This window comes from Amphiplicatus metriothermophilus (genome assembly GCF_900199215.1).
Taxonomy (GTDB): Bacteria; Pseudomonadota; Alphaproteobacteria; order Caulobacterales; family Parvularculaceae; genus Amphiplicatus; species Amphiplicatus metriothermophilus.
In genome coordinates this window covers 920,783-947,271 of sequence record NZ_FZQA01000001.1, presented here as the reverse complement: position 1 = coordinate 947,271, position 26,489 = coordinate 920,783, and the positions used below count along the sequence as shown (strand labels likewise).

23 protein-coding genes are annotated in these 26,489 nt (G+C 66.7%); 9 read left to right on the top strand and 14 right to left on the bottom strand.

The window, feature by feature from the left end; all coding sequences use genetic code 11:
- Window positions 1-17: 17 nt before the first annotated feature.
- The gene (locus tag CHB64_RS04625) at window positions 18-1,694 is read right to left on the bottom strand and encodes a hypothetical protein (protein ID WP_089411377.1); all 1,677 of its coding nucleotides are present in this window, start codon (window positions 1,692-1,694) and stop codon (window positions 18-20) included.
- Window positions 1,695-1,794: 100 nt separating this feature from the next.
- On the bottom strand, window positions 1,795-2,406 hold the full coding sequence (locus CHB64_RS04620; protein WP_159462414.1) for a TlpA family protein disulfide reductase: 612 nt from the start codon (window positions 2,404-2,406) through the stop codon (window positions 1,795-1,797).
- Between the two features lie 70 nt (window positions 2,407-2,476).
- Between CHB64_RS04620 and argH the strand changes: the two genes are divergently transcribed.
- Genes argH through lysA form a run of 3 tightly spaced genes read left to right on the top strand, consistent with a single transcriptional unit; the run spans window position 2,477 to window position 5,245 of the window.
- Complete coding sequence (gene argH / locus CHB64_RS04615) at window positions 2,477-3,859, top strand: argininosuccinate lyase (RefSeq protein WP_089411376.1); 1,383 nt, start codon at window positions 2,477-2,479, stop codon at window positions 3,857-3,859.
- A complete protein-coding gene (lptM, locus tag CHB64_RS15725; protein WP_375790370.1) occupies window positions 3,856-3,969 on the top strand; it encodes an LPS translocon maturation chaperone LptM in 114 nt (37 codons plus the stop codon). The genes argH and lptM overlap by 4 nt, the downstream gene beginning before the upstream one ends.
- Window positions 3,970-3,973: 4 nt before the next feature.
- Entirely contained in the window at window positions 3,974-5,245 is a 1,272-nt protein-coding gene (gene lysA / locus CHB64_RS04610; protein WP_089411375.1) for a diaminopimelate decarboxylase, read from the top strand.
- Here lysA and CHB64_RS04605 read toward each other — a convergent pair.
- The gene (locus tag CHB64_RS04605; protein ID WP_089411374.1) at window positions 5,242-5,826 is read right to left on the bottom strand and encodes an anthranilate synthase component II; all 585 of its coding nucleotides are present in this window, start codon (window positions 5,824-5,826) and stop codon (window positions 5,242-5,244) included. The genes lysA and CHB64_RS04605 overlap by 4 nt on opposite strands.
- On the bottom strand, window positions 5,823-7,208 hold the full coding sequence (locus tag CHB64_RS04600; protein WP_143265938.1) for an anthranilate synthase component I family protein: 1,386 nt from the start codon (window positions 7,206-7,208) through the stop codon (window positions 5,823-5,825). Before CHB64_RS04600 ends, CHB64_RS04605 begins: the two co-directional genes overlap by 4 nt.
- Window positions 7,209-7,348: 140 nt before the next feature.
- Between CHB64_RS04600 and CHB64_RS04595 the strand changes: the two genes are divergently transcribed.
- Entirely contained in the window at window positions 7,349-8,461 is a 1,113-nt protein-coding gene (locus CHB64_RS04595) for an AI-2E family transporter (protein ID WP_159462413.1), read from the top strand.
- Window positions 8,462-8,675: 214 nt separating this feature from the next.
- Here the strand turns inward: CHB64_RS04595 and CHB64_RS04590 are convergent, their stop codons facing one another.
- A complete protein-coding gene (locus CHB64_RS04590) occupies window positions 8,676-9,611 on the bottom strand; it encodes a hydrogen peroxide-inducible genes activator (RefSeq protein WP_089411371.1) in 936 nt (311 codons plus the stop codon).
- A gap of 137 nt (window positions 9,612-9,748) precedes the next feature.
- Between CHB64_RS04590 and CHB64_RS04585 the strand changes: the two genes are divergently transcribed.
- The 3 genes from CHB64_RS04585 to CHB64_RS04575 all read left to right on the top strand — a co-directional run bounded on the left by CHB64_RS04585 (window position 9,749) and on the right by CHB64_RS04575 (window position 13,018).
- Complete coding sequence (locus tag CHB64_RS04585) at window positions 9,749-10,300, top strand: peroxiredoxin (RefSeq protein WP_089411370.1); 552 nt, start codon at window positions 9,749-9,751, stop codon at window positions 10,298-10,300.
- Window positions 10,301-10,435: 135 nt separating this feature from the next.
- The gene (locus CHB64_RS04580) at window positions 10,436-12,451 is read left to right on the top strand and encodes a tetratricopeptide repeat-containing sulfotransferase family protein (RefSeq protein ID WP_089411369.1); all 2,016 of its coding nucleotides are present in this window, start codon (window positions 10,436-10,438) and stop codon (window positions 12,449-12,451) included.
- A gap of 33 nt (window positions 12,452-12,484) precedes the next feature.
- Entirely contained in the window at window positions 12,485-13,018 is a 534-nt protein-coding gene (locus CHB64_RS04575) for a carboxymuconolactone decarboxylase family protein (protein ID WP_089411477.1), read from the top strand.
- A gap of 4 nt (window positions 13,019-13,022) precedes the next feature.
- Here CHB64_RS04575 and CHB64_RS04570 read toward each other — a convergent pair whose 3' ends face one another.
- The 3 genes from CHB64_RS04570 to CHB64_RS04560 form a co-directional block, all read right to left on the bottom strand.
- On the bottom strand, window positions 13,023-14,000 hold the full coding sequence (locus tag CHB64_RS04570; RefSeq protein WP_089411368.1) for a methyltransferase domain-containing protein: 978 nt from the start codon (window positions 13,998-14,000) through the stop codon (window positions 13,023-13,025).
- 170 nt (window positions 14,001-14,170) lie between these two features.
- Window positions 14,171-17,086, bottom strand: coding sequence for a TonB-dependent receptor plug domain-containing protein (locus CHB64_RS04565; protein ID WP_089411367.1), 2,916 nt, complete (start codon window positions 17,084-17,086; stop codon window positions 14,171-14,173).
- A 287-nt stretch (window positions 17,087-17,373) separates the two neighbouring features.
- Window positions 17,374-19,176: a tetratricopeptide repeat protein gene (locus tag CHB64_RS04560; protein WP_089411366.1), complete on the bottom strand. Its 1,803-nt coding sequence runs from the start codon at window positions 19,174-19,176 to the stop codon at window positions 17,374-17,376.
- Window positions 19,177-19,269: 93 nt separating this feature from the next.
- Here CHB64_RS04560 and CHB64_RS15040 point away from each other — a divergent pair, with 93 nt between their 5' ends.
- Window positions 19,270-19,914, top strand: coding sequence for a hypothetical protein (locus CHB64_RS15040; RefSeq protein WP_143265937.1), 645 nt, complete (start codon window positions 19,270-19,272; stop codon window positions 19,912-19,914).
- Here CHB64_RS15040 and CHB64_RS04550 read toward each other — a convergent pair.
- From CHB64_RS04550 to cysG, 6 genes are read right to left on the bottom strand one after another with little or no spacing between them, the layout of a single operon-like run.
- Window positions 19,907-20,668 (bottom strand): phosphoadenylyl-sulfate reductase, encoded by a 762-nt coding sequence (locus CHB64_RS04550; RefSeq protein WP_089411364.1) that lies wholly within the window; start codon window positions 20,666-20,668, stop codon window positions 19,907-19,909. The two genes, CHB64_RS15040 and CHB64_RS04550, sit on opposite strands and share 8 nt — an antisense overlap.
- A 24-nt stretch (window positions 20,669-20,692) precedes the next feature.
- A complete protein-coding gene (locus tag CHB64_RS04545; RefSeq protein WP_200815216.1) occupies window positions 20,693-21,160 on the bottom strand; it encodes a DUF934 domain-containing protein in 468 nt (155 codons plus the stop codon).
- Window positions 21,147-22,802 carry a nitrite/sulfite reductase gene (locus tag CHB64_RS04540; RefSeq protein WP_089411362.1) on the bottom strand — a complete coding sequence of 552 codons (1,656 nt, stop codon included), beginning with the start codon at window positions 22,800-22,802 and terminating at the stop codon, window positions 21,147-21,149. The genes CHB64_RS04545 and CHB64_RS04540 overlap by 14 nt, the downstream gene beginning before the upstream one ends.
- On the bottom strand, window positions 22,802-23,416 hold the full coding sequence (locus CHB64_RS04535; RefSeq protein ID WP_089411361.1) for a glutathione S-transferase family protein: 615 nt from the start codon (window positions 23,414-23,416) through the stop codon (window positions 22,802-22,804). Before CHB64_RS04535 ends, CHB64_RS04540 begins: the two co-directional genes overlap by 1 nt.
- Entirely contained in the window at window positions 23,413-23,700 is a 288-nt protein-coding gene (locus tag CHB64_RS04530; RefSeq protein ID WP_089411360.1) for a DUF2849 domain-containing protein, read from the bottom strand. Before CHB64_RS04530 ends, CHB64_RS04535 begins: the two co-directional genes overlap by 4 nt.
- Window positions 23,697-25,109, bottom strand: a complete 1,413-nt coding sequence (cysG, locus tag CHB64_RS04525) for a siroheme synthase CysG (protein ID WP_089411359.1) — start codon at window positions 25,107-25,109, stop codon at window positions 23,697-23,699. The genes CHB64_RS04530 and cysG overlap by 4 nt, the downstream gene beginning before the upstream one ends.
- A 292-nt stretch (window positions 25,110-25,401) precedes the next feature.
- Here cysG and CHB64_RS04520 point away from each other — a divergent pair, with 292 nt between their 5' ends.
- On the top strand, window positions 25,402-26,334 hold the full coding sequence (locus CHB64_RS04520) for a transcriptional regulator GcvA (RefSeq protein ID WP_089411358.1): 933 nt from the start codon (window positions 25,402-25,404) through the stop codon (window positions 26,332-26,334).
- Window positions 26,335-26,489 lie beyond the last annotated feature (155 nt).

Here is a 26,489-nt window from a genome sequence, read left to right as displayed (position 1 = left end):
GGCGCCGCGCGGCGCGATTACTTCTTCTTGTGCGTGACCTTGAGGTCGAGAAGGTCCGGCACGGCCTGGGGGCCCGCCGCGCCGGCCGTCGCGATCTGCGCGAAGGGCACGGGCTTTTCGGGATGCGCGGCGACTTCGATCACGCCGCCTTCTCCCAGAAACGCCGCCACGGCCTCCACATAGTCGGCGAAGCGCGGGCTGATCTGGGCCGCCTGCGCGCCCGACAGACGCACCATGGCCGGCGTCGACTGGCGCAGATCGGCGCCGGTCCCGCCCATCTGCAAGGCGGCGAGATCATAGATCGCGTCGAGCATCTTCTCGTCGGCGAGGCGCATATGGAGCCCCTTGAAGGCGGCGAGCGAAGCGACGGCGTCGTCGTCGCCGTTCTCCAGCGCCGTTTCGATTCTGTCGATCTGCAATCCTGCAAGATCGACGCTGAGATCGAAATCGGCCAGACCGTCGGACTCGAAATCGTTACGCAGCCCCGCCGCGCCCGACGCGCCGTCCCAGTCCCAGGAAAAACTGCCCTCCGCCTTCACCGAGTCGAGGCCGTGCCGTTTCAGGATTTCGGCGGCCTCTTCTTCTCCTTCCGGCGCGTAGGCGGTGAAGTCGTAGACCGCGCCTTTCGTCTCGCTGCGGACTTTCGAGGGGATGAGCCAGGTCGATTCGGTCGCCGAGAAAGTCGCCTCCGCCGCCTTGGCCAAACGACGCTGGCCGATGAAGGTCTCGACATTCTTCGCCCTGAACTCGCCGAGATTGACCAGATTGCGCGCCGACAGCGGCGGCTTCTCGCCCTTCAGCGCGTAATTCAGCCAGCCGGAGAGATCGACGCCGCGCCAGTCGAAGGTCTCGATGGTCCCGCGCTGGCTTTGCGGCGCGATGAAGGCGCGCAGGGGGCCGTTCATCAAAAACGCGCCCTGCGGGCCGAGCGCCTCGGCCATCGCCGCCTGCGAGGCCGGGGTTTGCTCGAACCGATAGACGAGATCGTTGGCGACGACGGCCTGGAGCCTGCCGCCGCCGAGCCCCACGAACCGCAAATCCGGCGCTTCGAGCGCGATCGCGGGAATGTCGGCGTCGCCGGCGGTCTTGAAAGAAAAGTCCTTGTAATAAAGGCCCGCCAGATCGAAGGCGTTGAAGAAGCGCGCGATCGCGCCCCCTTCCGTCGTATCGGCCTCGCTGAAAGCCCCCTGGCGCAGGCGCAGCCGATCGAGCTCGACCGCGCCGGCGACGATCTCGGCCTCGTCTTTCGCCTCCGGACGGACGCCGAACAGCCGGACTTTCTGAAAGACCGTCTCGAAGGGCGAGTCTGGAGCAGCCGTTTCCGCCGCCTTCACCCGCTCGACGGCGTCAAGATCGACGCCGTACAGTTCCGCCCGCTCGACCAGAAGCGCGTCGCCGGCGCCGTCCTCGTCCGCAAACCGCAGGCCGGTCACCACCGTCGCGCCGAGCTTCGCATCGAAGGATGCGTTTTCATAGGTCGGGCGCGCGGCCGCCGGAAGGAGCGCGAAGATGGCCTCCGCCTCGACCGCTTCGGCGCCTTTCAGCGCGAACGGCTTGTCGAGGGGCGAGGGCGCGTCGACGCGCGCAGCCGCCGCGCTGGTCGCCGTTTCGGGCGCGCGCGCCTCCTCCTTCTTGCCGCAGCTTGCAAGCGCCAGCGCCGCCGTCCCGGCCAGCAGAAGCGGTCTCAGTTTCATCGGAGTCTCCCCTTCCAGATTGCGGTTTGCGCGGCGCCGGCCGCTCCCGCGTCCGTCATGGCGTGAAAGGCCGCAGGCCGCAACCCCGGCCGGGACGGGCCTAACCGGCGTCGATGACGCTTCGGATGAGCCGGCGCGCCTCCGGGCTGTCCCAATCGGCCTCGCCCACGAGCCGGCCGACCTCGTTTCCCTCCCGGTCATAGAGGATGCTCACCGGCAGCACGGCGCCCCCGCCGATGGAGGCCGCCAGCCGCAGGCGCGGGTCGGCGTAGAGCTTCAGCCGCTCGATCCCCAGCCTGTCGAGGAATTCGCGCGCCGCTTCGGGGCCTCTGGGGTCGGCGGCGATCGCCGCCACCTCGAACGCCTCCCCGCCGAGGCGGCCCTGCAGCGCGTCGAGCGACGGCAGCTCCTTCAGACAGGGCGCGCACCAGGTGGCCCAGAAGTTCACCAGCACCACCTTGCCGCGGAAATCGGCGAGGGTCATCTCGCGGCCCTCGTGCAGAAACGGCGCCTGCGGCGCGCCGCGCGGCGGGAAAGCGTATTCGAAATCCGCCATCTCGCCGACGAGCAGACTGCGGTCGCGCGCGCCTGCGCCGACCGCGCGCCCGCCGCCGGGCTGGACGCTCGCCGCGATGATGACGTACAGGACGAGAAGCGCGCCCAGCCCGCCCCACGCGAAAAGCCACAAACGCGGCGACCTGAACACGCGCACCGGTCGATCTCCTTCAGCCCGACGAGCCAAGATGTCGAAATCAGATAAGGACAACGGCGAAAAAAACCAGATGTGGGGCGGTCGCTTCGCCGAAGGCCCCGCCGCCGTCATGGAGGCGATCAACGTCTCGATCGACGTCGACCGGCGATTGTGGCGCGAGGACATCGAAGGCTCGCGCGCCCACGCCGCCATGCTCGCCAGGCAGGGGATCATCTCGCCCGCCGACGCCGAGGCCATCGCCCGCGGCCTCGACCGCATCGCGCAGGAGATCGAATCGGGCGCCTTTCCCTTCTCGCGCAAGCTCGAAGACATCCATCTGAACATCGAGGCGCGGCTGAAAGAGCTGATCGGCGAGCCGGCGGCGCGGCTGCATGCGGCGCGCTCGCGCAACGATCAGGTGGCCACCGATTTCCGCCTGTGGGTGCGGCGCGCCTGCGACGACGCGGCGGCGGGCCTGAAAGCCCTGCAGGCGGCGCTGCTCGACAAGGCCGAAACCCATGCGGCGACGGTCATGCCCGGCTACACCCATTTGCAGACGGCCCAGCCGGTGACCTTCGGCCATCACTGCCTCGCCTATGTGGAGATGTTCGCGCGCGACCGCGGCCGCTTCGCCGACGCGCGCCGGCGGCTCAACGAATGCCCCCTCGGCGCGGCGGCGCTGGCGGGCACGTCCTTTCCCATCGACCGCGACGCGACGGCGGGCGCGCTCGGCTTCGACCGGCCCATGGCGAACTCGCTCGACGCGGTCTCGGCGCGCGATTTCGCGCTCGAGGCGCTGTCGGCGGCGGCGATCTGCGCGGGCCATCTGTCGCGCCTCGCCGAAGAGATCGTGCTGTGGACCTCGCCGCATTTCGGCTTCGCAAAGCTGTCGGACGCCTTCTCCACCGGCTCCTCGATCATGCCGCAGAAGAAGAACCCCGACGCGGCCGAGCTCGCCCGCGCCAAGACGGGGCGCGTGACCGGCGCGCTCGTCAGCCTACTGACGGTGATGAAGGCCCTGCCGCTCGCCTATTCGAAGGACATGCAGGAAGACAAAGCCGTGACCTTCCAGGCCTTCGACGATCTCGCGCTGGCGCTTGCGGCGCTCGCCGGCATGGTCGCCGACATGACCATGGACGAGGCGAGGATGCGCGCGGCGGCCGGCTGGGGCTTTTCGACCGCGACCGACCTCGCCGACTGGCTGGTGCGGACCCTCGACATGCCTTTCCGCGAGGCCCACCACGTCGCGGGGCGCATCGTCGCGCTCGCCGAAAGAAAGGGCCTCACGCTCGACAGGCTGGCGCTCGAAGACATGCGCGCCGTCGAGCCGCGCATCACCGAGGCGGTCTATTCGGTGCTGTCCGTCGACGCCTCCGTCGCTTCGCGCACGTCCTATGGCGGGACCGCGCCGGACAATGTGCGCGCGCAGGTCGCCCGCTGGCGCGATCGTCTGTCCCAGGAGAAAGCCCCATGAGACTGCTCGCCGCCGCCCTCGCCGCGCTTCTGTTCCTCGCCGCCTGCGGCAAGAAGGCGCCCCTGCGCCCGCCCCAGGAGCCGCCGGCGGAAGAATCTCCGAACGGGTGACGCCGTGCACCACTTCGCCTACCGCAACGGTGTTCTGCACGCCGAGGACGCAAGCATCGAGGCGATCGCCGCGGCGGTCGGCACGCCGTTCTACTGTTACAGCGCGGCGACGCTGCGCCGGCACGTCCGCGTCTTTCGCGAGGCGTTCGGCGGGCTTGACGCGCTGGTCGCCTATTCGGTGAAGGCGAACGCCAATCTCGCCGTGCTCAAGCTGCTGGCGAATGAAGGCGCCGGCGCAGACGTGGTCTCCGGCGGCGAGCTCAGGCGCGCGCGGGCGGCCGGCGTTCCCGCCGCCCGGATCGTCTTTTCCGGCGTCGGCAAGACGCGCGAGGAAATGGCCCTCGCCCTCGACGAAGGCATTCATCAGTTCAATGTCGAATCGGAGCCCGAGCTCGACGCGCTCAACGATGTCGCCCAGTCGAAAGGGACGAAAGCGTCCATCGCCTTCCGGGTCAATCCGGACGTGAAGGCCGGCGGGCATGAGAAAATCTCGACCGGCAAAGCGGAGGACAAGTTCGGCGTCGCCTGGACGCGCGCGCGCGATCTTTACCGGCGCGCCGCGTCCCTGCCAGGCATAGCCGTCAAGGGCGTCGATCTGCATATCGGCTCGCAGATCGCCGATCTGGCGCCCTTCGAGGCCGCCTTCGCCAAGGTCGCCGAGCTCGTGAAATCCTTGCGCGCAGACGGAATCGCCATCGAGCGGCTCGACGTCGGGGGCGGGCTCGGCGTGCCTTACGGCGATGCGCCGGCCGATCCGCCGCACCCGGAGGAGTACGCCCGCCTCATCCGCCGCATCGCCGAGCCGCTCGGCGTGCAGCTCATCTGCGAGCCCGGGCGCATGATCGCCGGCAACGCCGGCGTGCTCGTCGCGCGGGTCATCTACGACAAGGAAGGCGAGCGCCGGCGTTTTCTCATTCTCGACGCCGGCATGAACGATCTCATCCGCCCGGCGCTGTACGACGCCTGGCACGACATTCGTCCCGTGCGCGAGCCCGCGCCCGATTCGGCGCGGACGGTTTACGACGTGGTCGGACCGGTCTGCGAGTCGAGCGACGTGTTCGCGCGCGCGCGCGCGCTGCCCCCGCTGCGCGCCGGCGATCTCGTTGCGATCATGACGGCGGGCGCATACGGCGCGGTGCTGTCCTCGCAATATAACGCCCGCCCTCTCGCGCCGGAGGTCCTTGTCAGCGGCGGGCGCTTCGCCGTCACGCGCCGCCGGCCGAGCTTCGAAGACATGATCGCGCTAGAGACGACGCCGGACTGGCTGAACGGCTAGCCCGTCATTCGGACGCCGGCCGCCTTTTTCAGAAAATTCCCGATCATCGCGCGGCCGTGCGGGGTCAGCAGCGACTCCGGGTGAAATTGCACGCCGAACCAGGGCGCGGCGCGATGGCGCACGGCCATGATTTCGCCCTCTTCGCTCCAGGCGCAGGAAACGAGCGCGTCCGATTCTCCGAGTACGGATATGAGCGAATGATAGCGACCGGTCTCGATCGGCGAGGGCAATCCCTCGAACACGCCCGTTCCGTCATGGCGCGTCAGGCTCGCCTCGCCGTGCAGCGGCCGGCGCGCGCGGACCGTCCGTCCGCCGAAAGCCTCCACAAGGCACTGATGCCCGAGACACACGCCGAGCAGCGGCGTGGCGCGCGGCAGCGCCGCGATGAGATCGAGACAGACGCCCGCCTCCGCCGGGCCTTTCGGGCCGGGCGAGAGTATGACCGCCGCCGGCTCGAGCGCGATCATCTCCGCCGCGCGCGCCGCATCGTTGCGCAGGACGCGCGTTTCGCCCCCCGCTTCGCGGACATAGCGCGCGAGATTGTGCACGAAGCTGTCGTAATTGTCGACGATCAGGATCACGCCGCGCGCGCCTTTCCCGAAAGGCCGAGGGCGGCGAGCAGGCCGCGCGCCTTCGTTTCTGTCTCATGATATTCCGCCTGCGGATCGGATCGCAGGGTGATCCCGCCGCCGACGGGAAACGTCGCCGTCGCGCCTTCGACGATCATGGTGCGGATCGCCACGGAGAAATCCGCCCCGCCCCGGTCGTCGATATAGCCGATCGCGCCGCAATAGGGTCCGCGGCCGACTCCTTCGACCGCCGCGATCGTCTTCATCGCCTCGACCTTCGGCGCGCCGGTGATCGAGCCGCACGGAAACAGCGCCTCGACCGCGTCGACGGCGCCGAGACCGGGGCGCAGCAGGCCGCTCACGCGCGAGACGAGATGATGCACGCTCTCGTGACTGACGAGCGCGCAGACCGCCTCCTCTCGGATCGAACCGTCGCGGCAGACTCGCGAAAGATCGTTGCGCGCGAGGTCCGCGATCATCACGTTCTCGGCGCGGTCCTTCGCGCTCGCCAGCAGCGCGCGGGCGAGGGCGTCGTCCTCGGCCGGATCGCGCCCGCGCGGGCGCGTGCCCTTGATCGGCTCGGCCCGCGCGCGCCAGCCGCCTCTTTCCCGCCTCAGACTGAAAAACCGCTCCGGCGAGTTGGAGACGATCGTCCCGTCCCCATGCTGAAGAATAGCCGCGAAAGGCGCGTCGCCTTCGGCGAGCCGCTGAAAAACGGCGAACGCGTCGAGCGGCGCGTCCGCCTCGGCCCGCAGACGCCGGGCGAGATTGGCCTGAAACAGCGCGCCGTCGCGAATGCGCTCGATGACGCCGGCGATCGCGCGCTCATAAGCATCGGCGGAAAAATTGGAGGCCAACAGGCGGATCGCCGGCGGCGGGCGCGCCGGCGTCGGCGCGCGGCCCAGCGCGCCGGCCAATCGCTCGACGGCCGACGCGCGCCGCCCGGCGACGAAACAGCGCCGGGCCTTGCGATCGAAGACCGCCGCCGCGTCATAGGCGCCGAACGCCATGTCAGGCAGCGTAAAAGGCGAGGCCGGACCCGCCGCTGTCGGTTCGAGTTCGCCGCCCATCTCATAGCCGATGAAGCCGACCAGCCCGGAGGCGAAAGGCGCGTCCGCCAAGGGGGCCGGCGCGGCCTCGAGCCGCCGCGCGTCAGCGAGAGCGCGCAGGGCCGCGAAAGGCGCCGCGTCGATTCGTTCGCCGTCAAGAAAAGCCGCCCCGCCCCGCGCCTCCAGCCGGCGCGCCGGAAAAGCGACCAGGATCGACCAGCCGGTTTCACGCGCGCGCGCGCCGCCATGCAGCAGCGCCGCCCAGGGCTCGCCGGCGAGCGGCGCGAAGGCGTCGAGCGGCGCGCGCCAGTCGATTTCGCGGAAAATCAGCGCTCCGGCCGTCATGGCGCGCTTGTAGCAGGCGTCCGTCCCGGCCGCGAGCCGGCGCCGGCTGGCCCGAAAGCGCAAATCGGGCTAGGAGCCGGACGGCGGGTTACGGAGCGGCGAATATGGCCGAAGGGGCGAGCGCGAGGACGGGGGGGCAGATGCGTCTTCTGGCCGGGCTGGGGCTCGCCGTGCTGATCGGCTTTATCGCCTGGGTCGGGCGCGGGGTGCTCATCCCGGTGGTGGTCGCCGGCTTCCTGAGCTTTCTCATCTTCACCCTGAAGGAGACGATCAAGGCCGGCCCGCTGATCGGGCGCATCCTGCCGAACTGGCTGTGCTATCTTCTCGCCTTCGCCTTCATCGTCTCGCTGACGATCTTCCTTATCGAGATCATTCGCGGCAATGTCGAGGCGCTGATCGCCGCCGCGCCGAGCTATGAAGCGCGCCTGCGCGATCTGACCGCCGCGGGCGTCGCCTGGCTTGAACGGCTCGGCGCGCTGCCGGAGGATTTCGTCGGCGGCGTCGACGAGCTCAGACGCACGGCGCTCGGCATGATCAATCCGCTGCTTTCGCAAATCGGATCGAGCGCGCGCGCCCTCACCGCCAATTCGCTCACGATCTTTCTCTATACGGTCTTCATGCTGCTGGAGCGCGGGCGCATCTTCCGCAAGATCGAGAAAATCAGCGGCGACGAAGGGCAGCGCCAGGCCGTCAACGAGACTATCGCCGACATCGCCGCGATGGTGCGTCAGTATATCACCGTGAAGACGGTCATAAACCTCATAACGGCGTCAGGCAGCTATGCGATCCTGCGCCTGCTCGGCGTCGATTTTCCTGGCTTCTGGGCGCTTTTGATCTTCGTACTGAACTATATTCCGATCGTCGGTCCGATCGTCGCCAACGCCTTTCCGGTCATCCTCGCGCTGGTGCAGCCGGAAGGCGGCCTTCGCCTCGCGCTTGTCACGCTGTTTCTGCTCGTCGGGCTTGAACAGACCATGAGCACGCTCGTCGAGCCGCGCCTCGTCGGGCGCAGCCTCAACCTCAGCCCGCTTATGGTGCTGTTCTCTCTCGCCGTATGGGGGTCGATATGGGGCTTTGCAGGCGCGCTGCTCGCCGTGCCGATCACCGTCACCCTGATGATAATCCTGACCCAGTTCCGCGCGACGCGGCCGATCGCAATCCTGATGTCCGAGAGCGGACGGATCGCCGAGATCAAGCACGGGCCGCTCGCCGCGGCCGCGCCGGCAAGCCCGTCTACAGCCGCGACAGAGTGAACAGGCTCGAAACGCCGAGCGCGCTCACGACGCCGGCGAACAGAATGATCGTCATCGTCAGAATCCCCAGCCCCGACATGGTCTCTCTCCCCGGATCGTCTCTTTCTCCCTGCCCGCAAACCTGGCGCCGGATCGTGGGGGAAAGCGTCCCGAAACGGGGCGAAACCGGGGTTTTTCGATCCTGATTGAGGCGACTCGGCGCCGCCGCGGCCCGTCAGGCGGCCTTGCCGGCCTGAACCCGGCCCGCCTGAATTTCCCGCAGGCTCGCGCGCAGCACGTCGGCGATCGCTTCGGCCTCCTCCCGCCGGCCCGAGCCCTTGCGCCAAGCGAGCCCGATGCGCCGCGCCGGCGGCGGATCCTCGAAGGGCGCGACTGCGACGCCGGCCGTTCTGGCGAGACCTGAACGCACCGCCATGTCGGGCAGCAAGGTCGCGCCCAGTCCGGCCTGCACCATCTGCGCAAGCGTGAGCAGACTCGTCGCCCCGAACGCAGCGGCGGCATCCGGATCGCGCAGCCGGCAGGCCGCAAGCGCATGCTCGCGCAGGCAGTGGCCGTCCTCGAGAAGCAGCAGCCTTGCCTTTTCGAGATCGCGGAAGCGCACGTTCTTCCTGCCGATGAGGGGATCGTCCGGCGGCGCGGCGAACCAGAAGGGGTCCTCGCCGATATCGATGACGTCCGCGCCGGGCGTGTCATAGGGAAAGGCCAGCACCGCCGCATCGAGCAGACCCGTCGACAGTCGCTCCACCAGATTCGCGGTCAGGTCCTCGCGCAGGAACAGTTCGAGCCGCGGATAGGCCTTCTTGAGCTTCGGCGCGGCGCGCGGCAGCAGAAACGGAGCGATGGTCGGAATGACGCCCAGATGAAACGGCCCGTCGAGAGGCCGGCGCGCTGCGGCCGCGCGCGCGAGATCCTCCACTTGCGCGAGGATCGGGCCGACCCGCGACGCCATCTCCTCCCCCGCCGGGGTCAGGGCGAACACGCGCGTCGAACGGTCCACGAGCTGGCGGCCGAGCAGGGCTTCAAGCTCCTTGATCGCGGAGGATAACGTCGACTGCGACACTAGGCAGTCCTCCGCCGCCTTGGAGAACGACTTGCGCCGCGCGAGCGCGGCGAAAAACTGCAACTGGCGCAAGGTGGGCAAGGGAGTCATATAGGGCGGCCCTATCGATTTGATCGATTAATATCTTAGCTATTATCTATTTGCCATATCCGCAAGGGCGCCTATGTAGAGAGCGGGCCGCAAGGCCTTCGCAAGGTTCATTCACATTAATCGGCAAGGAGAATTGCATGCTTGGTGTAGGCGACAAGCTTCCCGACTTTTCCGTGGTCGGCGTGAAGCCGAAGTTCAACAGCCACGAAGAAAACGGCGAATCGGCCTTCGAGACGATCACCCAGGACAGCTTCCCGGGCAAATGGAAGGTGATCTATTTCTATCCGAAAGACTTCACCTTCGTCTGCCCGACCGAGATCGCCGAGTTCGGCCGCCTCGCCAAGGAGTTCGAGGACCGCGACGCGGTGGTTCTCGGCGGCAGCTCGGACAATGAGTTCTGCAAGCTCGCCTGGCGGCGCGACCATCCTGATCTCAAGAACCATCCGGCCTGGCAGTTCGCCGACACGACGGGATCGCTGATCGACGGGCTGGGCATCCGCTCGCCGGAAGGCGTGGCGCTGCGGGCGACCTTCATCGTCGATCCGCACAACGTGATCCAGCACGTCTACGTCAACAACCTCAATGTCGGCCGCAATCCGCAGGACACGCTGCGCGTGCTCGACGCGCTGCAGACGGACGAACTGTGCCCCTGCAACCGCCCGGTCGGCGGCGAGACGCTGGCGGCCTAGGCTCGCTTCCTCTCCCGCGCCGGAACCTCAAGGCTCGCGCCTCGGCGGTTTCGGCGCGTTTCGCCCGCGGCGGCGCGACGGAACGCCGGTCTGTTCCGGCGCGCCGGCTGGCAGTGTTAAGCTCTTCCGGTTTCGATGACGCCCGAGCAAAAACTCCTCGCGGACGCGCGCGCGGCGCGACTCGCTGACGACTACGACGCCGCGATGCGGCTCTGTCGGGCGTTTCTGGCCATGCGGCCTGGCGATCCGGAAGGAGAAAGCTTTCTCGGGCTATGCCGCATCGAAACGGGAGACCGCGCGGGCGCGGCGCTTATCGAGCGGGCCGCCGAATCGGCGCCGGACAATCCCGTCGTCGCGCTTTATCATTCCATGCTGCGCGAGCGCGAGGGCGCGCTGCGCGAGGCAGTGGTTTCCGCGAATCGGGCGGCCGCGAACGCGCCAGGCCTGTTCGAAGCCTGGGCGCAGCTCGGCAAGCTTCTCGGCCAGGCCGGCAAATATGCAGAGGCTTTGACGGCCCTACGGCAGGCCTGCAGGCTGAACCCGGATCATCCCGGCGCAGCGCTGCTTCTCGCAGGCGCGGCGCTTGAAACGGACGATCTCGAAACATGCGAACAGGCGCTCGCCGCCTTAGAGACGACAGGCGCCGGCGCGCAGGTTTTGCGGCTGCGCGCCCACCTGGCGCGCAAACGCGGACGCTGGAGCGATCTGGAAGCCGCCGCGACGGCGTGGCTTGAAACCGATCCGTCTGCGGAGGAAGCGCGCATCGCGCTCGCCTACGCCCTGAGCCAGCAGGGCTATTACGATCAGGCCTGCGCCGTTTACGCGCCGCTCGCCGCGGGACCCGCGCCGCGCGCCGAACATCTCGCCGCGCTCGGGCGATACAAGCTGGGCGGCCGGCGCCTGGAGGAGGCCGTCGACTGCTTCAACCGGGCGCTTGCGCGCGATCCGGCTTGCGCCGAGGCCATCTTCGGGCTCGCGCGCTGCAGCCTGTTTCGCGGAGCCTTGGACGATGCGGCTGGGTTCTGCCGACGCGCGCTCGAGGCCGACCCGCGCCATGCGGAAGCCTGGGGCCTGCTCGTCGACGCGACGGACGGGCGCGTCGACGACGCCGAGCTCGCGCAGATCGGCGCTCTCGCCGAAGAAAAGACCTGGTCGCCGGAGGCGCGCGCGACCCTGCTGTTCGCCAAAGGCGACGCCCTGCACAGGAGAAAGGACGCGGCCGGCGCCTTCGAAGCCTGGTCCGCCGCGAACGCCGTCAAGCGCGCGCAGGCCGAGACCGGCGGCCATGCCTACCGGCGCGATGAACAGGAAGCGCTGACGCGAAAGCTCCGCGCGCTGTTTCCCGCCGATCCGCTCGAGGGCGCGCCGTGGCGCGATGAAGGGGCTGACGGCGATCCCGCGCCGATTTTCATCGTCGGCATGCCGCGCTCCGGCACGACCCTTCTCGAAAACGCGCTCGCCGCCCATCCGCACGTGACCGGCGCGGGCGAAGTCCCCGCCTTGCCTTTCATTCTCGGCGAGTTTCTCGCCTGGGCGGAACGCACCGGATGGAAAGGCGGGCCGCTTCCCGCCGATGCGCGCGCCGCATGGCGGCGGCTTTATTTCGATCAGTGCGCGAAATATGCGGTCGGCGGCCGGGCGCGGTTCGTCGCCGACAAGCAGCCGCAGAATTTTCTCGCCGTCGGCCTCATCCGGCGCCTGTTTCCCGAGGCGCGAGTCATTCACATCCGCAGAAATCCCGTCGAAACGGGTTTCTCCATCTTCCGGCGCAACTTCACGCGCCAGTGGCCTTTCGCCACGGATCTGTCCGATATCGGCCATTATTACGGCGAATACGCCCGTATCGCTGCGCATTGGGCGGAGGCCATCGGGCCGGGGATCGCCTTCGTTCAGTATGAGGATCTGATCGCCGATTTCGAAGCGCAGATCCGGCGTCTCATCGATTTCTGCGGGCTCGGCTGGGATGAACGCTGCCTCGAATATTACAAGGCGGACCGGCCGGTGCTGACCTTCAGCGCGACGCAGGTCCGGAAAGCCCCGTCCAGGGAGCATTTGCGCGCGACAGCGGCGTATAAGGCTTTTCTGGCGCCGCTTAAACAATCCCTGGCCGCCGCCGGCGTCGAGCTGGAAACCGGCGCGCTGCGCGCATGACGTCCACCCCCCCCCCCTCGAATGGAGAGTCTCATGAGTCTTGACGAACTTCGCGACCGCCTTCCCGACTACGCCAAGGACATCCGCCTCAATCTCGGCTCGCTGGCGTCGGAAACGTCCCTGACGGACCAGCAGAAATACGGCGCCTTCCTCGCTTCCGCGCTTGCAAGCCGCAACGCGACGGTCATTCGGGCCATCGCTGCGTGGACGGAAGACAAGCTGTCGCCGGAAGCCGCGACGGCGGCCAAGGCCGCCGCTGCGATCATGGGCATGAACAACGTCTATTATCGCGCCACGCATCTGATGGCGGCCAAGGACTACGCGAAGATGCCGGCCAGGCTGCGCATGAACGTGATCGGCAATCCCGGCGTCGACAAGGTCGATTTCGAGCTCTGGTCTCTCGCGGTCTCCGCGATCAACGGTTGCGGCATGTGCCTTGACGCGCATGAACAGGTGGTGCGCAAGGCCGGACTGACGACCGAACAGGTTCAGGCCGCCATCCGCATCGCCGCCGCCGTGCACGCCGCCGCAGCGGTCCTCGACGGCGAGGAGGCGCTCGCCGCCTGAAGCCTCAGTCGCGCCTTGCGCCGATGAGCCACGCGGCCGGCTCGCCGCCTTCGAGAAAAGCCGCCGGGCGCGCGGAAATATCGACGAAGCCGGCGTCCGCGAACGTCCTCGCCGCGGCGTCGACGGACGACCGGTCGAGCGCGGCGGCCTGCATCGCCTCCATGCGCTGGCGATAGGCGGCGAGGCTGGCCGCCATTCCGTCGAGCCAGGCGAGCGCTTCGCGCGGCTCGAAGGCCAGCCGGCGCGTCGAGAGCCTGTCGAGATCGCCCAGAAACCGTCCAAGCGTCGCTTTCGCTGCAAAGTCCGGGGCGGCGGATATCGCATCGGCGGCCTTTCGGGCCGCCGCCCGCAACGCCGCCTCGGCGCGGCTGTCGGCGAGCGGGCGCGCCTTGCGGGCCAGACGCTCGTACGTGGCCGCCAGCGCCGCGCGGGCGCATCCGATCAGCCCCGTATCTTCGACGGTTTTGAGCAGGCGGGCGTTTTCCCCGCACTCGGCGTCGATCGCGCCGTGCTTGTAATGGGCGACGGCGCGAAAGACGCCGCCGGGCGCGAGAATGCGCGCCGCCTCGGCGAAGGCCGCGAGCCCGGCATATTCGATTCCGAACTGGCTGACCACGATGTCGGCCGCGCCGGCGCGGAACGGCAGGCGCGCCGCATCGGCGACCAGCGGGAAAGCGCCGGGCGCTTCGCGCCGGAGCGCCGCCGCCGCAGCGGGGGCGTAATCGACGGCGAGGCATAGGGGAGAAACGCCGCGGGCGGACAACAGGCGCCGCGCTCTGGCGACGACGGCGCCGGAGCCGGCGGCCACGTCGATCACTGCAGGGCGCGGCCCGACAGGCGCGTCATCGAAGAACGCCGTCCAGAACCGCTCGAGAAAGGCGCGCTGCGCCGCCCCGCCCAGCGCCTGGTCCGCCTTGCCGCCGCCCTGCCAGAAATCCTGCCAGTGCGTTGAAGCCGGCGCGTCGGATGGACCTGCGTTCATGAAAGCTTCCCGCTCGCTCCGTCGAAACCGCTTTTACAGCGCTGTTCGCGATAGGTCGAACCGCGCGCAACGGCGAATCGCAAGGCTGTCGCAACGCCGACGAAGAAAAAAGAAAACGGCGGGCCGAAGCCCGCCGTTTCCCATCATGTATAGCTCTTTCAAACTATGGCTTAGAAACGCAAGGTCGCGCCGAAGAAGAACTGACGCCCAAGCGTTTCGTAGGTCGCCGGCCAGGTATTCGCCTGCTCGGAGCAGCAGGTGCCAAGTTCCGGCGGTTGCTTGTTGGTGATGTTCTCAACGCCGCCGCGCAATGTGACGCCATCGCTGAGGTCGTACGACAACGACAGGTCCAGCGTGCCGAACGAACCGATGTCGGCGACTTTGCGCTGGCCGGCATATGCATCATAACGGATCGTGAACGCGTCATCCACGCCGGAGATCCAGCTATAACGCAAGCTCGTGGTCAACGGCCCCCAAATCCAGCTTCCGACCGTGGTGAACTTCCACTCCGGCACCGGTTCCCCGCAAGCGCCGCCGTAGAACCCAACGCAGTCCAAGAGAACCGAATCTGATGTACCCTGCGATGAATTCTCAAGCGTATGCGTGCCGTCAAACCGCCAAGCGAACGAGCCCCAATTTTCCGGCAGATCACCTCGATAGGAAAGTCCGAGGTCGATGCCGCGCACGAAGAGGCCGACATTGTTTTGAACGAGGATCGGCCCCGAAGCGCCCATGCCGATCGTCACCAACTCGCCAGAGACCAGATCGCGATCAGTGAATGCGCAGGCGGAAGCCACCCCAAACAGGATGCAGTCCTCGACGATCGACTGAGCCGACGGCGCGCCGATCGCATTATCGATCTTAATGTCATAGTAGTCGAGCGTCGCCGTGAAGCCCGGCAGGAAGCCTGGCGTGAACACGCCGCCGATGGTGAGGGTATCGGCTTTCTCGGCGTCGAACTCGCTGCCGAAGCCCGCGAAAACGGTTTCGGTCTGGCTATTCGACTGCAAGAAGCCGCCCACCGCGCCAGCCGGCACGCCGTCAGCGACGCAATTCGCCGCCACCGTTGACTGCTGTTCGGTCGACAGGAAATTCCAGTTGCCGAACACCAACCCGTCGCATGGATCCGCGACGCCAGGGAAGCCATTCGCCGGCGTGATGAACAATTCCGAAATGTTCGGCGCCCGGACTGCGCGCTGGAACTGCGCCCGGATACGGAGGTCCGGAACGACTTGCCAATTGCCGCCGACGAAGTAGGAACTTACCGATCCCACCGTTGAATAGTCGGAATAACGGTAGCCGCCATTGACGCTGAAGCTCTCAACGAAAGGCTGACCCGTCACGAGCGGAATGTCCGTCTCCATGAAGGCTTCGTAGACGTCATAACGTCCCTGCACGAAGACCGACTGGTTGAAGCCGGCCACGTCGGGGCCAAGCACCGAGTCGGGCTGCTGCAAGGAGGCCTCTTCGCGATATTCGACGCCGAAAGCGAAAGCGACCGGTTTGTCAGCGAGCGGCGATTGAACCTGTTCAAACTCGCCGTTGATCGTTCCGAGCACCTGAACCGTTTCGGTGATCGAATTGATCATGCCGGTGCGGGAGACTTCTTCGGCGATATCCGGCTGCAAGCTGTTGGGCCCGCCGAAGATATTGGCGCGCCCTTCAAACACCGCATCCGTGATCGCGGAGATCGAGATGTTACCTGTCTGCGACTGCAACACAGCGGAGCGGCCGTATTGGGCGTAAACATCCCACTGCCAGTTATTGGCGAATTCGCCACGCAGACCCCCGCCTACCAAGAACGTGTTGGTGTCGCGCAGGCTATTGCGCGGTCCGAGTTCCTGATAGCGACGGTTTGTCCGGAAAAGAAACTCGTTGAGCCCGTCGCCGTTAGTGTCGCCAAGCTGGCATGTGGCGCAATTCTGGAGAAGGACGGCGAGATCTTGCGCGCCCGGGACCGCACTCGGCCCGAATACGAAGGGGTTATCCTCCTGAATGCTGAAGGTCAAACCAGCCGGTGTCGGAGCGAGCTGCGAATCGACCAGCACGTGCGAGAAAATGCCCCGCGCATAAGCCTCGACGCCGTCGGCGATCTCATAAGTGGCGAATGCGCTGATGTTGTAGCGCTCCTGCGGAAGCTGCAGGTAGTTGGTCGGAGCATAGTTGTAGAGATCGCTCGCCGGGTCGTCGGCGGAGCCGAAACGGAGGCCCCTCAGCTCGCCCGCGTCATTAATGAACGCGCCCGAGCATACGTTCAACGCGCACTCTGGCGGCAGCGACGAGCCGATGAGCGGCGTCCAATCGAAATTGCTAGGACCGCTGCCGGGGCGGAAGCGGGTACCTGGCACATTCGAGCTGCCCGTTTCGCCGAAGGGCTGGCCCGGCCCGAGGTCGTTGTTGGAGAAGAACGAGAAATCGCGCTCGCCCTGAAGCAGCGGCTTGCGATCGGTGTAGCTAACGGCCATCACGGCGTTGCCGCGACCGTCGGCGAAGTCGCCGCCCATTACCGCGGATAGATTGAGGGTTTGCGCGTCGCCCTTGCCCGTCACCTTGTAATCGGCGTTGACTTCCAACCCTTGGAAATCGTCCTTGAGGATGTAGTTCACAACGCCCGCGACAGCGTCGGAGCCGTACACCGCCGAGGCGCCGCCCGTCACAACCTCAATACGCTCGACCAATGCAGCAGGGATATTGTTGACGTCGACGATCTGGCTGATTCCCTCGGCGACCATGCGCTTGCCGTCCAGCAGAATCAATGTGCGGTTCGCGCCTAGCCCTCGCAGCGACAAACGCGCCGTCCCGTCGCCGGGGTTGTTCGAAGTGGAGTCGAAAGACGGGATCAATTGCGGAAGATCATTCAGGAAATCTTCCGTGTTCGTGATCGCGACAATTTGGAGCGCAGCAGAATCGACCGTCGTGAGCGGGCTAGGAGCGGCGAGATCCTGGCGCGCAATCCGCGAGCCGGTCACAACGATTCGATCGCCCGTAGTTTCATCCTGAGCGAACGCCGGCATAGCGGTTACAGCCGCCACGCCCGTCAGGATTGTGGAGCGCATAAGACGCCCCGCCAGATTAGTGGATTTCATTTTTTCCCTCCGAGCTAAACTCACGCCGCGCCACGGGCGAACGATCGCATCCCCAGAAGCAATCGCCCGACCGCCTCGGGACAAGCTTCCCCGAAGCGGCCGCGCCCGCGCGAGACCAGCGCAGTTGTCGCGGAGCGTATTGTCTGCGTCATGAATGCGTCAACCAAGTTGCATCGCGGAACGCCAGCAATTTGAACGGCGTTACATTTGCGCAACATAATTGCGCGCCGGCTTTAACCTGCCATTAACCGCCGTTATCGCGCGGTTAACGACGCCCGGTTGCAAGGCTAGGCCGGGGCCAGATCGAAGGGCGCGGTCACACGGGGCTCGGACGCCGTGAACGGCTCCACCCCGTGCCAGATGTAAGAGGGGAAGAACACCACCGTGCCGGGGATCGGCCTGAACCAGCGCTCCGGCGGCAGGTTCAGCCCTGCGACCCCAGAGCCGCCCAAGCGCAGGCAACCAGCTCTTGTTCCGGCGGCCGAAACTTCGGTCGGGATCTGCACGTAATAGCTGGCGCTCACCCACCCCTGAGGATGAATATGGTCGACATGTCCGCCCCCAGACTCAAGGATCACTGACCATGACCCCACACAACGCAACGTTTCGGTCTTGGCCGCCAGAAAAGGGTGGGTCGGATCCTTCGGCAGTTGCCGAACGTATTTGCGCGCCGCAGCCAAGAGGGCCCGTTTGAGCCCCTGAATCGCCGGATCTGGCTGATCCCATAACCGGCCGAAGGATTGAGACCCGCCATAGAGGGTTTGGTCGATGGGGCGGGTCTTGGCCGCACGATGCAATGGCTTCAGCGCCTCGTAAAGGGCCGCATTAAACTCATGGACCGACGCATATCCAGAAGGCGGATCTATACATATGGTGGCGACAAAACGATCATAGTCATAAAGCCGGCGATACGAGAGGTCGCCTGCGGCTCTCAACGCCAAGGCTTGCAAAGCCAGATGTTTCTGCAGGTGGGCCCGTGGCGGCGAACATGCCAACGTCTCGACGGCTTTCGTCGCTTGGCCGGCGGCAAGCAGCGCTTCCGCGTATTCATGCCGGACCAGAAAATCGCCCGGCACAGCGGCGAGGGCCTTCTCTGCTAGAGAGGCAGCTTCCTCGTGCCGTTCCTGCATTCGGCGGATTCTAGCCAATCGGATCGCGCCTAGCGCAACCGCCGACTGCTCCAGCAGGCGCAGCGCCGCCTCTTCAGATCCATGAATGTCGCCGCTGCGAAACGCCAGATCAGCACGCAACGCCAAGAGCCCTAGCGTCGGGTTTTGCGCGAGGCGAGCGTCCAGCACGGCAAGAAACCGATCTTTCCATCCGGCCTCCCATAACATCCGGGCCAGATCGGCATGAATCTCGACGGCGTCCGGCGCGATCGACAAAGCCCGTAAATAACAGGCCCTCGCCTGATCGATATCGCCTGCCGCACGTAAGGCGTTGGCAAGCTCATAATGAGCTTCCGCAGATTTTGGCGCCGCAGCGACTGCACGCCTGAGATCACGCAGCGCAGCTTCGGTGTCCCCCCGCTCCCGCAGCGTCTTGCCGCGATTGATAAGCGCCGACGTGTAATGCGCGTCGATCCGCAACGCCGCCGTGAACGCCTCGATCGCCTCCTGCGGACGATCCAAGCGCCTTAGCACTACGCCCAGATTATTCCGCGCCTTCGCGCTGTCGGGCTGCAGCCGAACGACTTGCGTGAGCGCATCAAACGCGCCAGCAAGATCGCCTTCCGCCATCAGCGCGCTTGCTAGATTGTACCAAGCGTTGGCGAAATGCGGCTCCAACTCAGTCGCTTCACGATAAGCGCTAATCGCATCGCGATGGCGCCCTGCGGCCGCCATCGCGTTTCCCAGATTGCTCAAGACAGCCGCCTTCCGGGGATGGATCTTCAAAACCGCGTGGAAGATCGTCTCCGCTTCCTCGATCCGGCCTAGCCGTCCAAGCGCCATGGCCTTGAGGTGAAGCGCCTCCGCATTCCGCGGCGCGGCTTTCAAAACCGCTTCGCACAGAGCAAGAGCTTTGGCGTAATCACCGGCTTGAAAAAGCGCGGCCGCTCGATGAAGCTCTCGCGTAAGCGTTTCGCTCATTCGATACTGCTCCGCAACAATAAGATATGCTGCATATACTACATCGCCGCGCCCTCCTGGCCGGAACCAGCTCGGGCGCGCAGACTCGCTTACTTGACCGACCGGCGCAAGGCGTATGTAGTCGCGTTCCAGATTGAAGAGGGGGTTCGCATGAAGCCGCTAATGGCAGGCGAGATTCTCATATGTGTATTACTGACGGGAAGCGCGCTGGCCCAGGAACCGCCGATGGAAAAGGCGATCGAGGAAGTGCTGGCGTGCATTGCAATCGCATCAGACGAGCAAAGGCTCGCTTGCCTCGACGCGGCGGCGGCGCGCCTCGCTAGGGCGAAGGCGGAGGCCGTGCAGCAAAAGACCGCCGATGCGGCATTCAGTCGGTCGGACATTGCCCCTGAGAACAATGAAGCGGGGGCGCCGCGAGAGGTCGTCGGAACAGTCACTCAAAGCATTGAAGAGTTCGGCGCCGAATCCGTGCACGAACTGCGCGCCGAGAAAAAAAAAGAATCCCTCCGAGAAATAACAGCCGCGGCGACATCCATTCATCTGAATTCAAGGAGGCGCGCCACAATCTATCTGCAGAACGGTCAAGTCTGGCGTCAGCTCGATTCCGACTCAGCATTTCACGGACATGTTACTCCAAACAGGTCTTACGTCGTGACGATCAAACGCGCGGCTTTGGGCAGTTATATTGCAAAAGTGGAGGGATTCAGCCGTCCCATCCGGGTAAAGCGCATCAAGTAGCCGCCGGCGCGCGCCGCGCGCCGATGAGGTGGATGCCGCATTCGGTCTTGGCCGCCCCGCGCCAGCGCCCGGCGCGCGCGTCCTCGCCCGGCGCCGCCGGGTGGGTGCATGGCCAGCAGCCGATCGAAGGATAGCCCTGTTCGACCAGCGGATGCGGCGGCAGGCCGTGGCGGGCCGCATAGGCGTCGAGATCGGCCTTGTCCCAGCGCGCGAGCGGATTGACCTTGATGAAGGGATCGGCCGCTTCGAACACCGGCAGCGCGGCGCGCAGGCCCCCGTGGAACTGCTTGCGCCCGGTGATCCAGGCGTCGAAGCCGTCGAGCGCCTCTTCGAGAGGGACGACCTTGCGCAGGGTGCAGCAGGCGTCCGGATCGCGCCGCCACAGATCGCCGGCCGGGTCGGCCGCCGCGACCGCCTCCGGCCGGGGGCGGATGTCGCGCACGTCGGCGAGGCCGAGCTCCCGAGCGAGCTTCTTGCGGTAGCTCAGGGTCTGGGCGAAATGCTTGCCCGTGTCGATGAAGATCACCGGCGTCGCCGGCGCGACCTGCGCGATGAGGTGCAAGAGCACGGCCGATTCCGCGCCGAAGGACGACACCAGCGTGATCCGCCCCGGAAACTCCTCCAGAACGGCGCGGCGCAGGATTTCCGCCGCGTCGGCCCCGCCGGCCGCCGCCGACAGCCGGCGCGCCCGCGCGTCGAGCGATTCCTCGCCTCCCGCATCCGCGCGCGTCGCTATCGCCGCCGAAGACCGCATGACGATTCTCTCCTCGCGTCCGGCCTAGGCGGCGGCCGCCCGCGCCGCGGCGCGGCGGCGCCAGGCGGGAAGCGCGCCGTCGGCGGCGGACTGATAGACGACGGAGAATTCCGACAGCGCTTCGGCGAAGCCCGGCGCGTCCTTTTCCGCCGCCTCGAAAGCGTCGAAGCCGGCGCGGGCCATGAACAGAACCTGATCGCGCAGCACCTCCCCGCGGGCGCGAATCTCGCCGCGATAGCCGTAGCGCTCGCGCAGAAGCCGCGCCTGGCTGTAAGCGCGCCCGTCCTTGAAGACGGGGAAATGAAGGATCACCGCGTCCACCCGCGCCAGCGCCTCGGCGGCCTCGGCGACGTCGACGTCGTTGGGCAGCACGAGCGCGAACCGCCCCCCTTCGGGCCGCGCGCCGGCGCGCCAGGCTTCCAGCGTGATCTCGGTCTCCGGGCGGTCCGCCGAAACGGTCAGCACGCCGTCTTTCAGCTTAAGCGTCGGCATAGATCGCTCCCTTGAACGCATCGTGTCCCAATCGTCTGTAGGCGTCGAGAAACCGCTCGCCCTCCCGGCGCTCGCGCTTGTAGAAGCGCGCCAGCCGCTCCACCGCGTCGACGACCTCGCTCGAGGAAAGCCCGCGCCCCGCGATCTCGCCGAGGCTCGCGTCTTCCGCGCCGGAGCCGCCCAGGGTGATCTGGTAGAATTCCTCGCCTTTCTTATCGACGCCGAGAATGCCGATATGGCCGATATGATGATGGCCGCAGGCGTTGATGCAGCCCGAGATGTTGATCTTGAGCTCGCCCAGATCCTCCTCCTCGCCAGAGGCGGCGAAACGCTCGGCGAGCGCCTGCGCGATCGGGATCGAGCGGGCGTTGGCGAGATCGCAGTAGTCGAGCCCCGGGCAGGCGATGATGTCGGAAGCGAGCCCGACATTGGCCGCAGCGAGCCCGGCCTCCTTCAGCGCCTGATAGACCGCGTAAAGATCGTCTTTCCTGACGTGCGGCAGGCAGAGATTCTGCTCGTGCGTGACGCGGATCTCGTCGAAGGAGAACCGCTCGCCGAGATCGGCGACGGCCTCCATCTGTTCGGCCGTCGCATCGCCCGGGGGCCGCCCCGGCTCCTTGAGCGAGACGTTCGCGATGGCGTAGCCAGGGACTTTATGCGCGACGACGTTGACCCGGACCCAGCGATCGAAGCCTGCGTCGCGGGCGCGCGCCGCCTCGAACGAGGCGCTCTCCCCGGGCAGCGCCTCGAAAGCCGGCGGCGCGAAGTACCGCTTGATGCGCTCGATTTCCTCGCGCGGGATGTCAATGTCGCAATCCCTGATCTTCTCCCATTCGGCCTCGACCTGGTCGCGGAAATTCTCCGGGCCTTCCGTATTCACCAGAATCTTGATGCGGGACTTGAAGAGATTGTCGCGCCGGCCATTCAGATTGTAGACGCGCATGATCGCCTCAAGGTAGCTCAGAATATGCTCCTTGGGCAGAAAATCCCTGATCGTATGACCGATATAGGGCGTGCGGCCCAGCCCGCCGCCGACGATCACCTCGAAGCCCGTCTTGCCGCCCTCGCCCTTCTTCAGGATGAGGCCGATGTCGTGCACCTTGACCGCCGCGCGATCATGCGGGCTCGCCGTGACCGCGATCTTGAACTTGCGCGGCAGATAGGAAAATTCCGGGTGGAATGTCGACCACTGACGAATGATCTCGCACCACGGGCGCGGGTCCTCGACCTCGTCTGCGGCCGCGCCGGCGTACTGGTCCGACGTCACGTTGCGAATGCAGTTTCCGGAGGTCTGGATCGCGTGCATCTCGACGTCGGCGAGCGCGTCGAGAATGTCGGGAACGTCCACGAGCGCCGGCCAGTTGTACTGGATGTTCTGGCGCGTGGTGAAGTGGCCGTAGCCCTTGTCGTAGCGGCGCGCGACATGGGCGAGCCGGCGCAGCTGGCGCGACGAAAGCACGCCGTAGGGGATCGCCACGCGCAGCATGTAGGCGTGAAGCTGCAGGTAAAGCCCGTTCATCAGGCGCAGCGGCTTGAACTGCTCCTCGGTCAGCTCGCCGGAGAGCCGGCGCGCCACCTGGCCGCGGAACTGCTTCACCCGCTCGCGGACGATCGTTTCGTCGAACTCGTCGTACCGATACATCAGGCCGCCTCGCTTTCCGGCGAAATGGAGAAGGCGCGCTCGACGCGCGCGATCCAAGCGCGGATATTGGGAAACTCGTCGAGATCGAACCCGCCCTCATGGGCGACGCGCGTATAGGCGACGAGCGCGATGTCGGCCGCGCTCGGCGCCTCGCCGGCGATGAAGGGCGTCTTCGCCAGCTGCAGCGCCATCTGGCCGAGCGCGCGCCGGCCGCCGGCGAGAAGCTTCGGATCGATCTCGTCGTCGCGTCTGCCGAGAAACGCCTTCTGAAAGCGGCGCACGGCGATATAGGGCTCGTGGCTGTACTGCTCCCAGAACAGCCACTCGAACACCTTGGCGCGCTCGAAGGGATCGGCGGGGACGAGCGCGCCGTCATGGCGCTCGGCGAGGTAGAGCACGATCGCGTTCGACTGGGCGAGCGGGCGTCCGTCGGGCAGGATGAGGCAGGGGACCTGTCCGGCCGGATTGAGGGCGAGAAACGCCTCGGTGCGCGTCGAGCCGGAGAGCACGTCCACGTCGATCCATTCGTAATCGACGCCGAGGAAGTCCGCCGTCCAGCGAACCTTGAGGCAGTTGCCGCTGCGGCAGTCGCCGTAAATCCGATACGCGCTCATCGCGGGCCCGCCGCCTGCTTGCCGAGATCGGGCCGGACCGTGGGGCCGGCGTTGCGGATGGTCTCGCGCAGGGCTTCGCGGCCGGCGGCCTTGCCGCCGGGCTCGGCTTCGATGAGATAGACCGAGGCGATTTCCGTGACGCGCCGGCGCGCGGCCTCGAGCGCAGCCTCGGCCTCTTCCTTTTCGAACAGGCGCGCTTTCTCGAGGCGCTCCGTCCACGTTCCGTCCGGCGCGAGATAGACGACGACGCCGTCCGTCAGCCGGTTGCCGGTGATCGCCTTCATGCCGCCGCCCTTTCCGCCAGCTCGCGCGCCAGGGCGTCGAGCGTGCAAGCCTCCGCGAGGGCCGCGACCTCGCCGACAACGAGAATCGCCGGCCCCTTGACGCCGCCCTCCTCGATGAGCGCGCCCAGTTCGGCGAGCGTTCCCTTAAGCGCGCGTTGGTCGGGACGCGCGCCGTTTTCGACGACGGCGACCGGCGTCGCCGGCGCGCGGCCGGCGCCGATAAGGTTTTCCGCGATCCGACGGGCCTTGCCGACGCCCATATAGACGACGAGGGTGTGGCCGAGCCGGGCGAGCGCGCTCCAGTCGAGATCGGGATCGCCCTCGCCTTTGGCGTGGCCGGTCACGAAGGTGACCGCCTGCGCATGGTCGCGGTGCGTGAGCGGCATCCCGACCGCGGCGGCGCAGCCCGTCGCCGCAGTGATTCCCGGCGTGACGAATGCGCGAACGCCCGCCGCGCGCAGGGCGTCCAGTTCCTCCCCGCCGCGGCCAAAGACGAAAGGATCGCCGCCCTTGAGGCGCACCACCCGTTTGCCCTCCCGGGCGTAGCGGACGAGCAGCGCCTCGATTTCCTCCTGCGGCAGGGCGTGGTTCGACTTCGCCTTGCCCACATAGACGCGCGCGGCGTCGCGCCGGGCCAGCGCGAGAATCTCCTCCCCGACCAGCCGGTCGTAGAGAATGACGTCGGCTTCCTGCAGAAGCCGCAATGCGCGCAGAGTCAAAAGCTCCGGATCGCCCGGACCGGCGCCGACGATATGGACGACGCCTTCGCCGGCGGCTTCAGCATCCGCGCGATTGATCTCGGCGAGCATCGCCTCGCGCGCGCCCCGCGCGTCGCCGGCAAGGACTTGCGCCGCGAGCGGGCCGTCGAAAAAACGCTCCCAGAAGCGGCGCCGGAGGGGCGGAGGGACCTTGCCGGCGACGGCGCGGCGGAAGGAACGGGCGAAAGCCGCCAGCTCTCCCAGGCGCGCAGGCAGTAGGGTTTCGATCTGGGCGCGCAGGCGCCGGCCCAGCACGGGCGCGGCCCCGCCGGTCGAGACGGCGACCACCACCTCGCCGCGGTCGATGATCGAAGGCGTAAGGAAATCGCACAGCTCCGGTCGGTCGACGACATTGACCAGCGCGCCCTGCTCGCGCGCGGCCGCCGCGAGGGCTTCGGCGCGGGCCTCATCGTCCTCGGCGACGACGGCGAGCGTCGCCGCCGCGAAATCATTGGCGACGGCCGTACGCTCGATCAGGACCGCCCTGTCGGCCAGCTCTTCCGCCAGGGCGGGAACGAGCGGACGGCCGACGACGAACAGCTCCGCGCCGGCGGCCGCGAACAGCCTGGCCTTTTGCAGGGCCGCCGCGCCGCCGCCGGCGATCACGATCCGGCGGCCGGAAAGGTCAAGGAATGCGGGAAATTGCTTCATCCGTTAGAATTTCTAAATGACAAACAAACCTTGGCGAGCGACGTCCAGCCGTCGACGGCCGACGGCCTGAACCTAGTCGCGCCGCCACATGAGACCAAACGATAAAATTTCTAAATCTCTTGAGAAATTCTGGGCGATAGCCCAGACTCGACGGGTTGATAAGCGTCGGTTAACCGACGGCTGTCGAGATTCTGCCGTCGTCCATGCAACCATAAGGCTTCAGCGGCAAAAAACTGATGAGTTTCACTAAAAAACTATCGACAAACCGATACGCCGAGCGTATGCGATTCCCATGAAGAGATTGCCGCCCCTAAACGCCTTGCGCGTCTTCGAAGCCGCCGCCCGGCACTTGAGTTTTACTAAGGCTGCGGAAGAGCTGCATGTCACGCCGGGGGCGGTCAGTCAGCAAATCAAGGCTTTAGAAGAATTCATCGGCACGCCGGTCTTTCGCCGGCACAAGCGCGCGCTTTTGCTCACCGACGAGGCGCAGGCCAGCCTGCCGGTTCTGCGCGAAGGGTTCGACAAGCTCGCCGACGCCGCCCGGTTGCTGGCCGCGCGCGCCGACAGCGGGCGCCTGACCGTCTCGGCCGCGCCCTCGCTTGCGGCGAAATGGCTGGTGCCGCGCCTCGATCGCTTTCATGAGCGCCATCCCGACATCGACGTGTGGATTTCCGCTGACATGGAGGTGGTCGATTTTTCGATCGACGACGTGGACGTGGCGATCCGCTACGGCCCCGGCGGCTATGCCGGCCTCGTGGTCGAGCATCTGATGACGGAGACCATCGTGCCGGTGTGCAGCCCGCGGCTTCTGACCGGCGAGCATCCGCTGAAAACCCCGCAGGACCTCGTCCATCACACGCTGCTGCATGACGGCAGCCCGGACAAGGACGACAGCTCGCCGACCTGGCCCATGTGGCTCAAGGCGGCGGGCGTCAAGGGCGTCGACGGCGCGCGCGGCCCGAAGTTCAACCAGTCGAGCCTGGTGATCGAAGCCGCGGTCGCCGGACGGGGCGTCGCGCTCGCCAAGTCCCAGCTCGCCCTCGCCGATCTCGAAGCGGCGCGGCTGGTCATTCCTTTCGACATGACCACGCCGAGCGCGTTCGCCTATTACATCGTGCACCCCGCCTCGCGTTCGTCTTCGCCTGCGGTCAAGGCCTTCAAGGCCTGGCTGCATGAAGAAGCCGAAGCGAGCAGCGGTTCGCCCAGCCTTACGGCCGCGAACTGAGTCGCGGCCCGAGACGTTCAAGATATTCGTTTTTCAGAGATTTTCAGGCGCGCCTGGCGCCGGGCCGCGCCTTGTTCCGATTTAAGGCGCCCCCCGCGCCTGGGGGAGAGAGCGACGCGGGGGGCTGTGCGACTGGGCCTGAGGGGGAGAGCCAG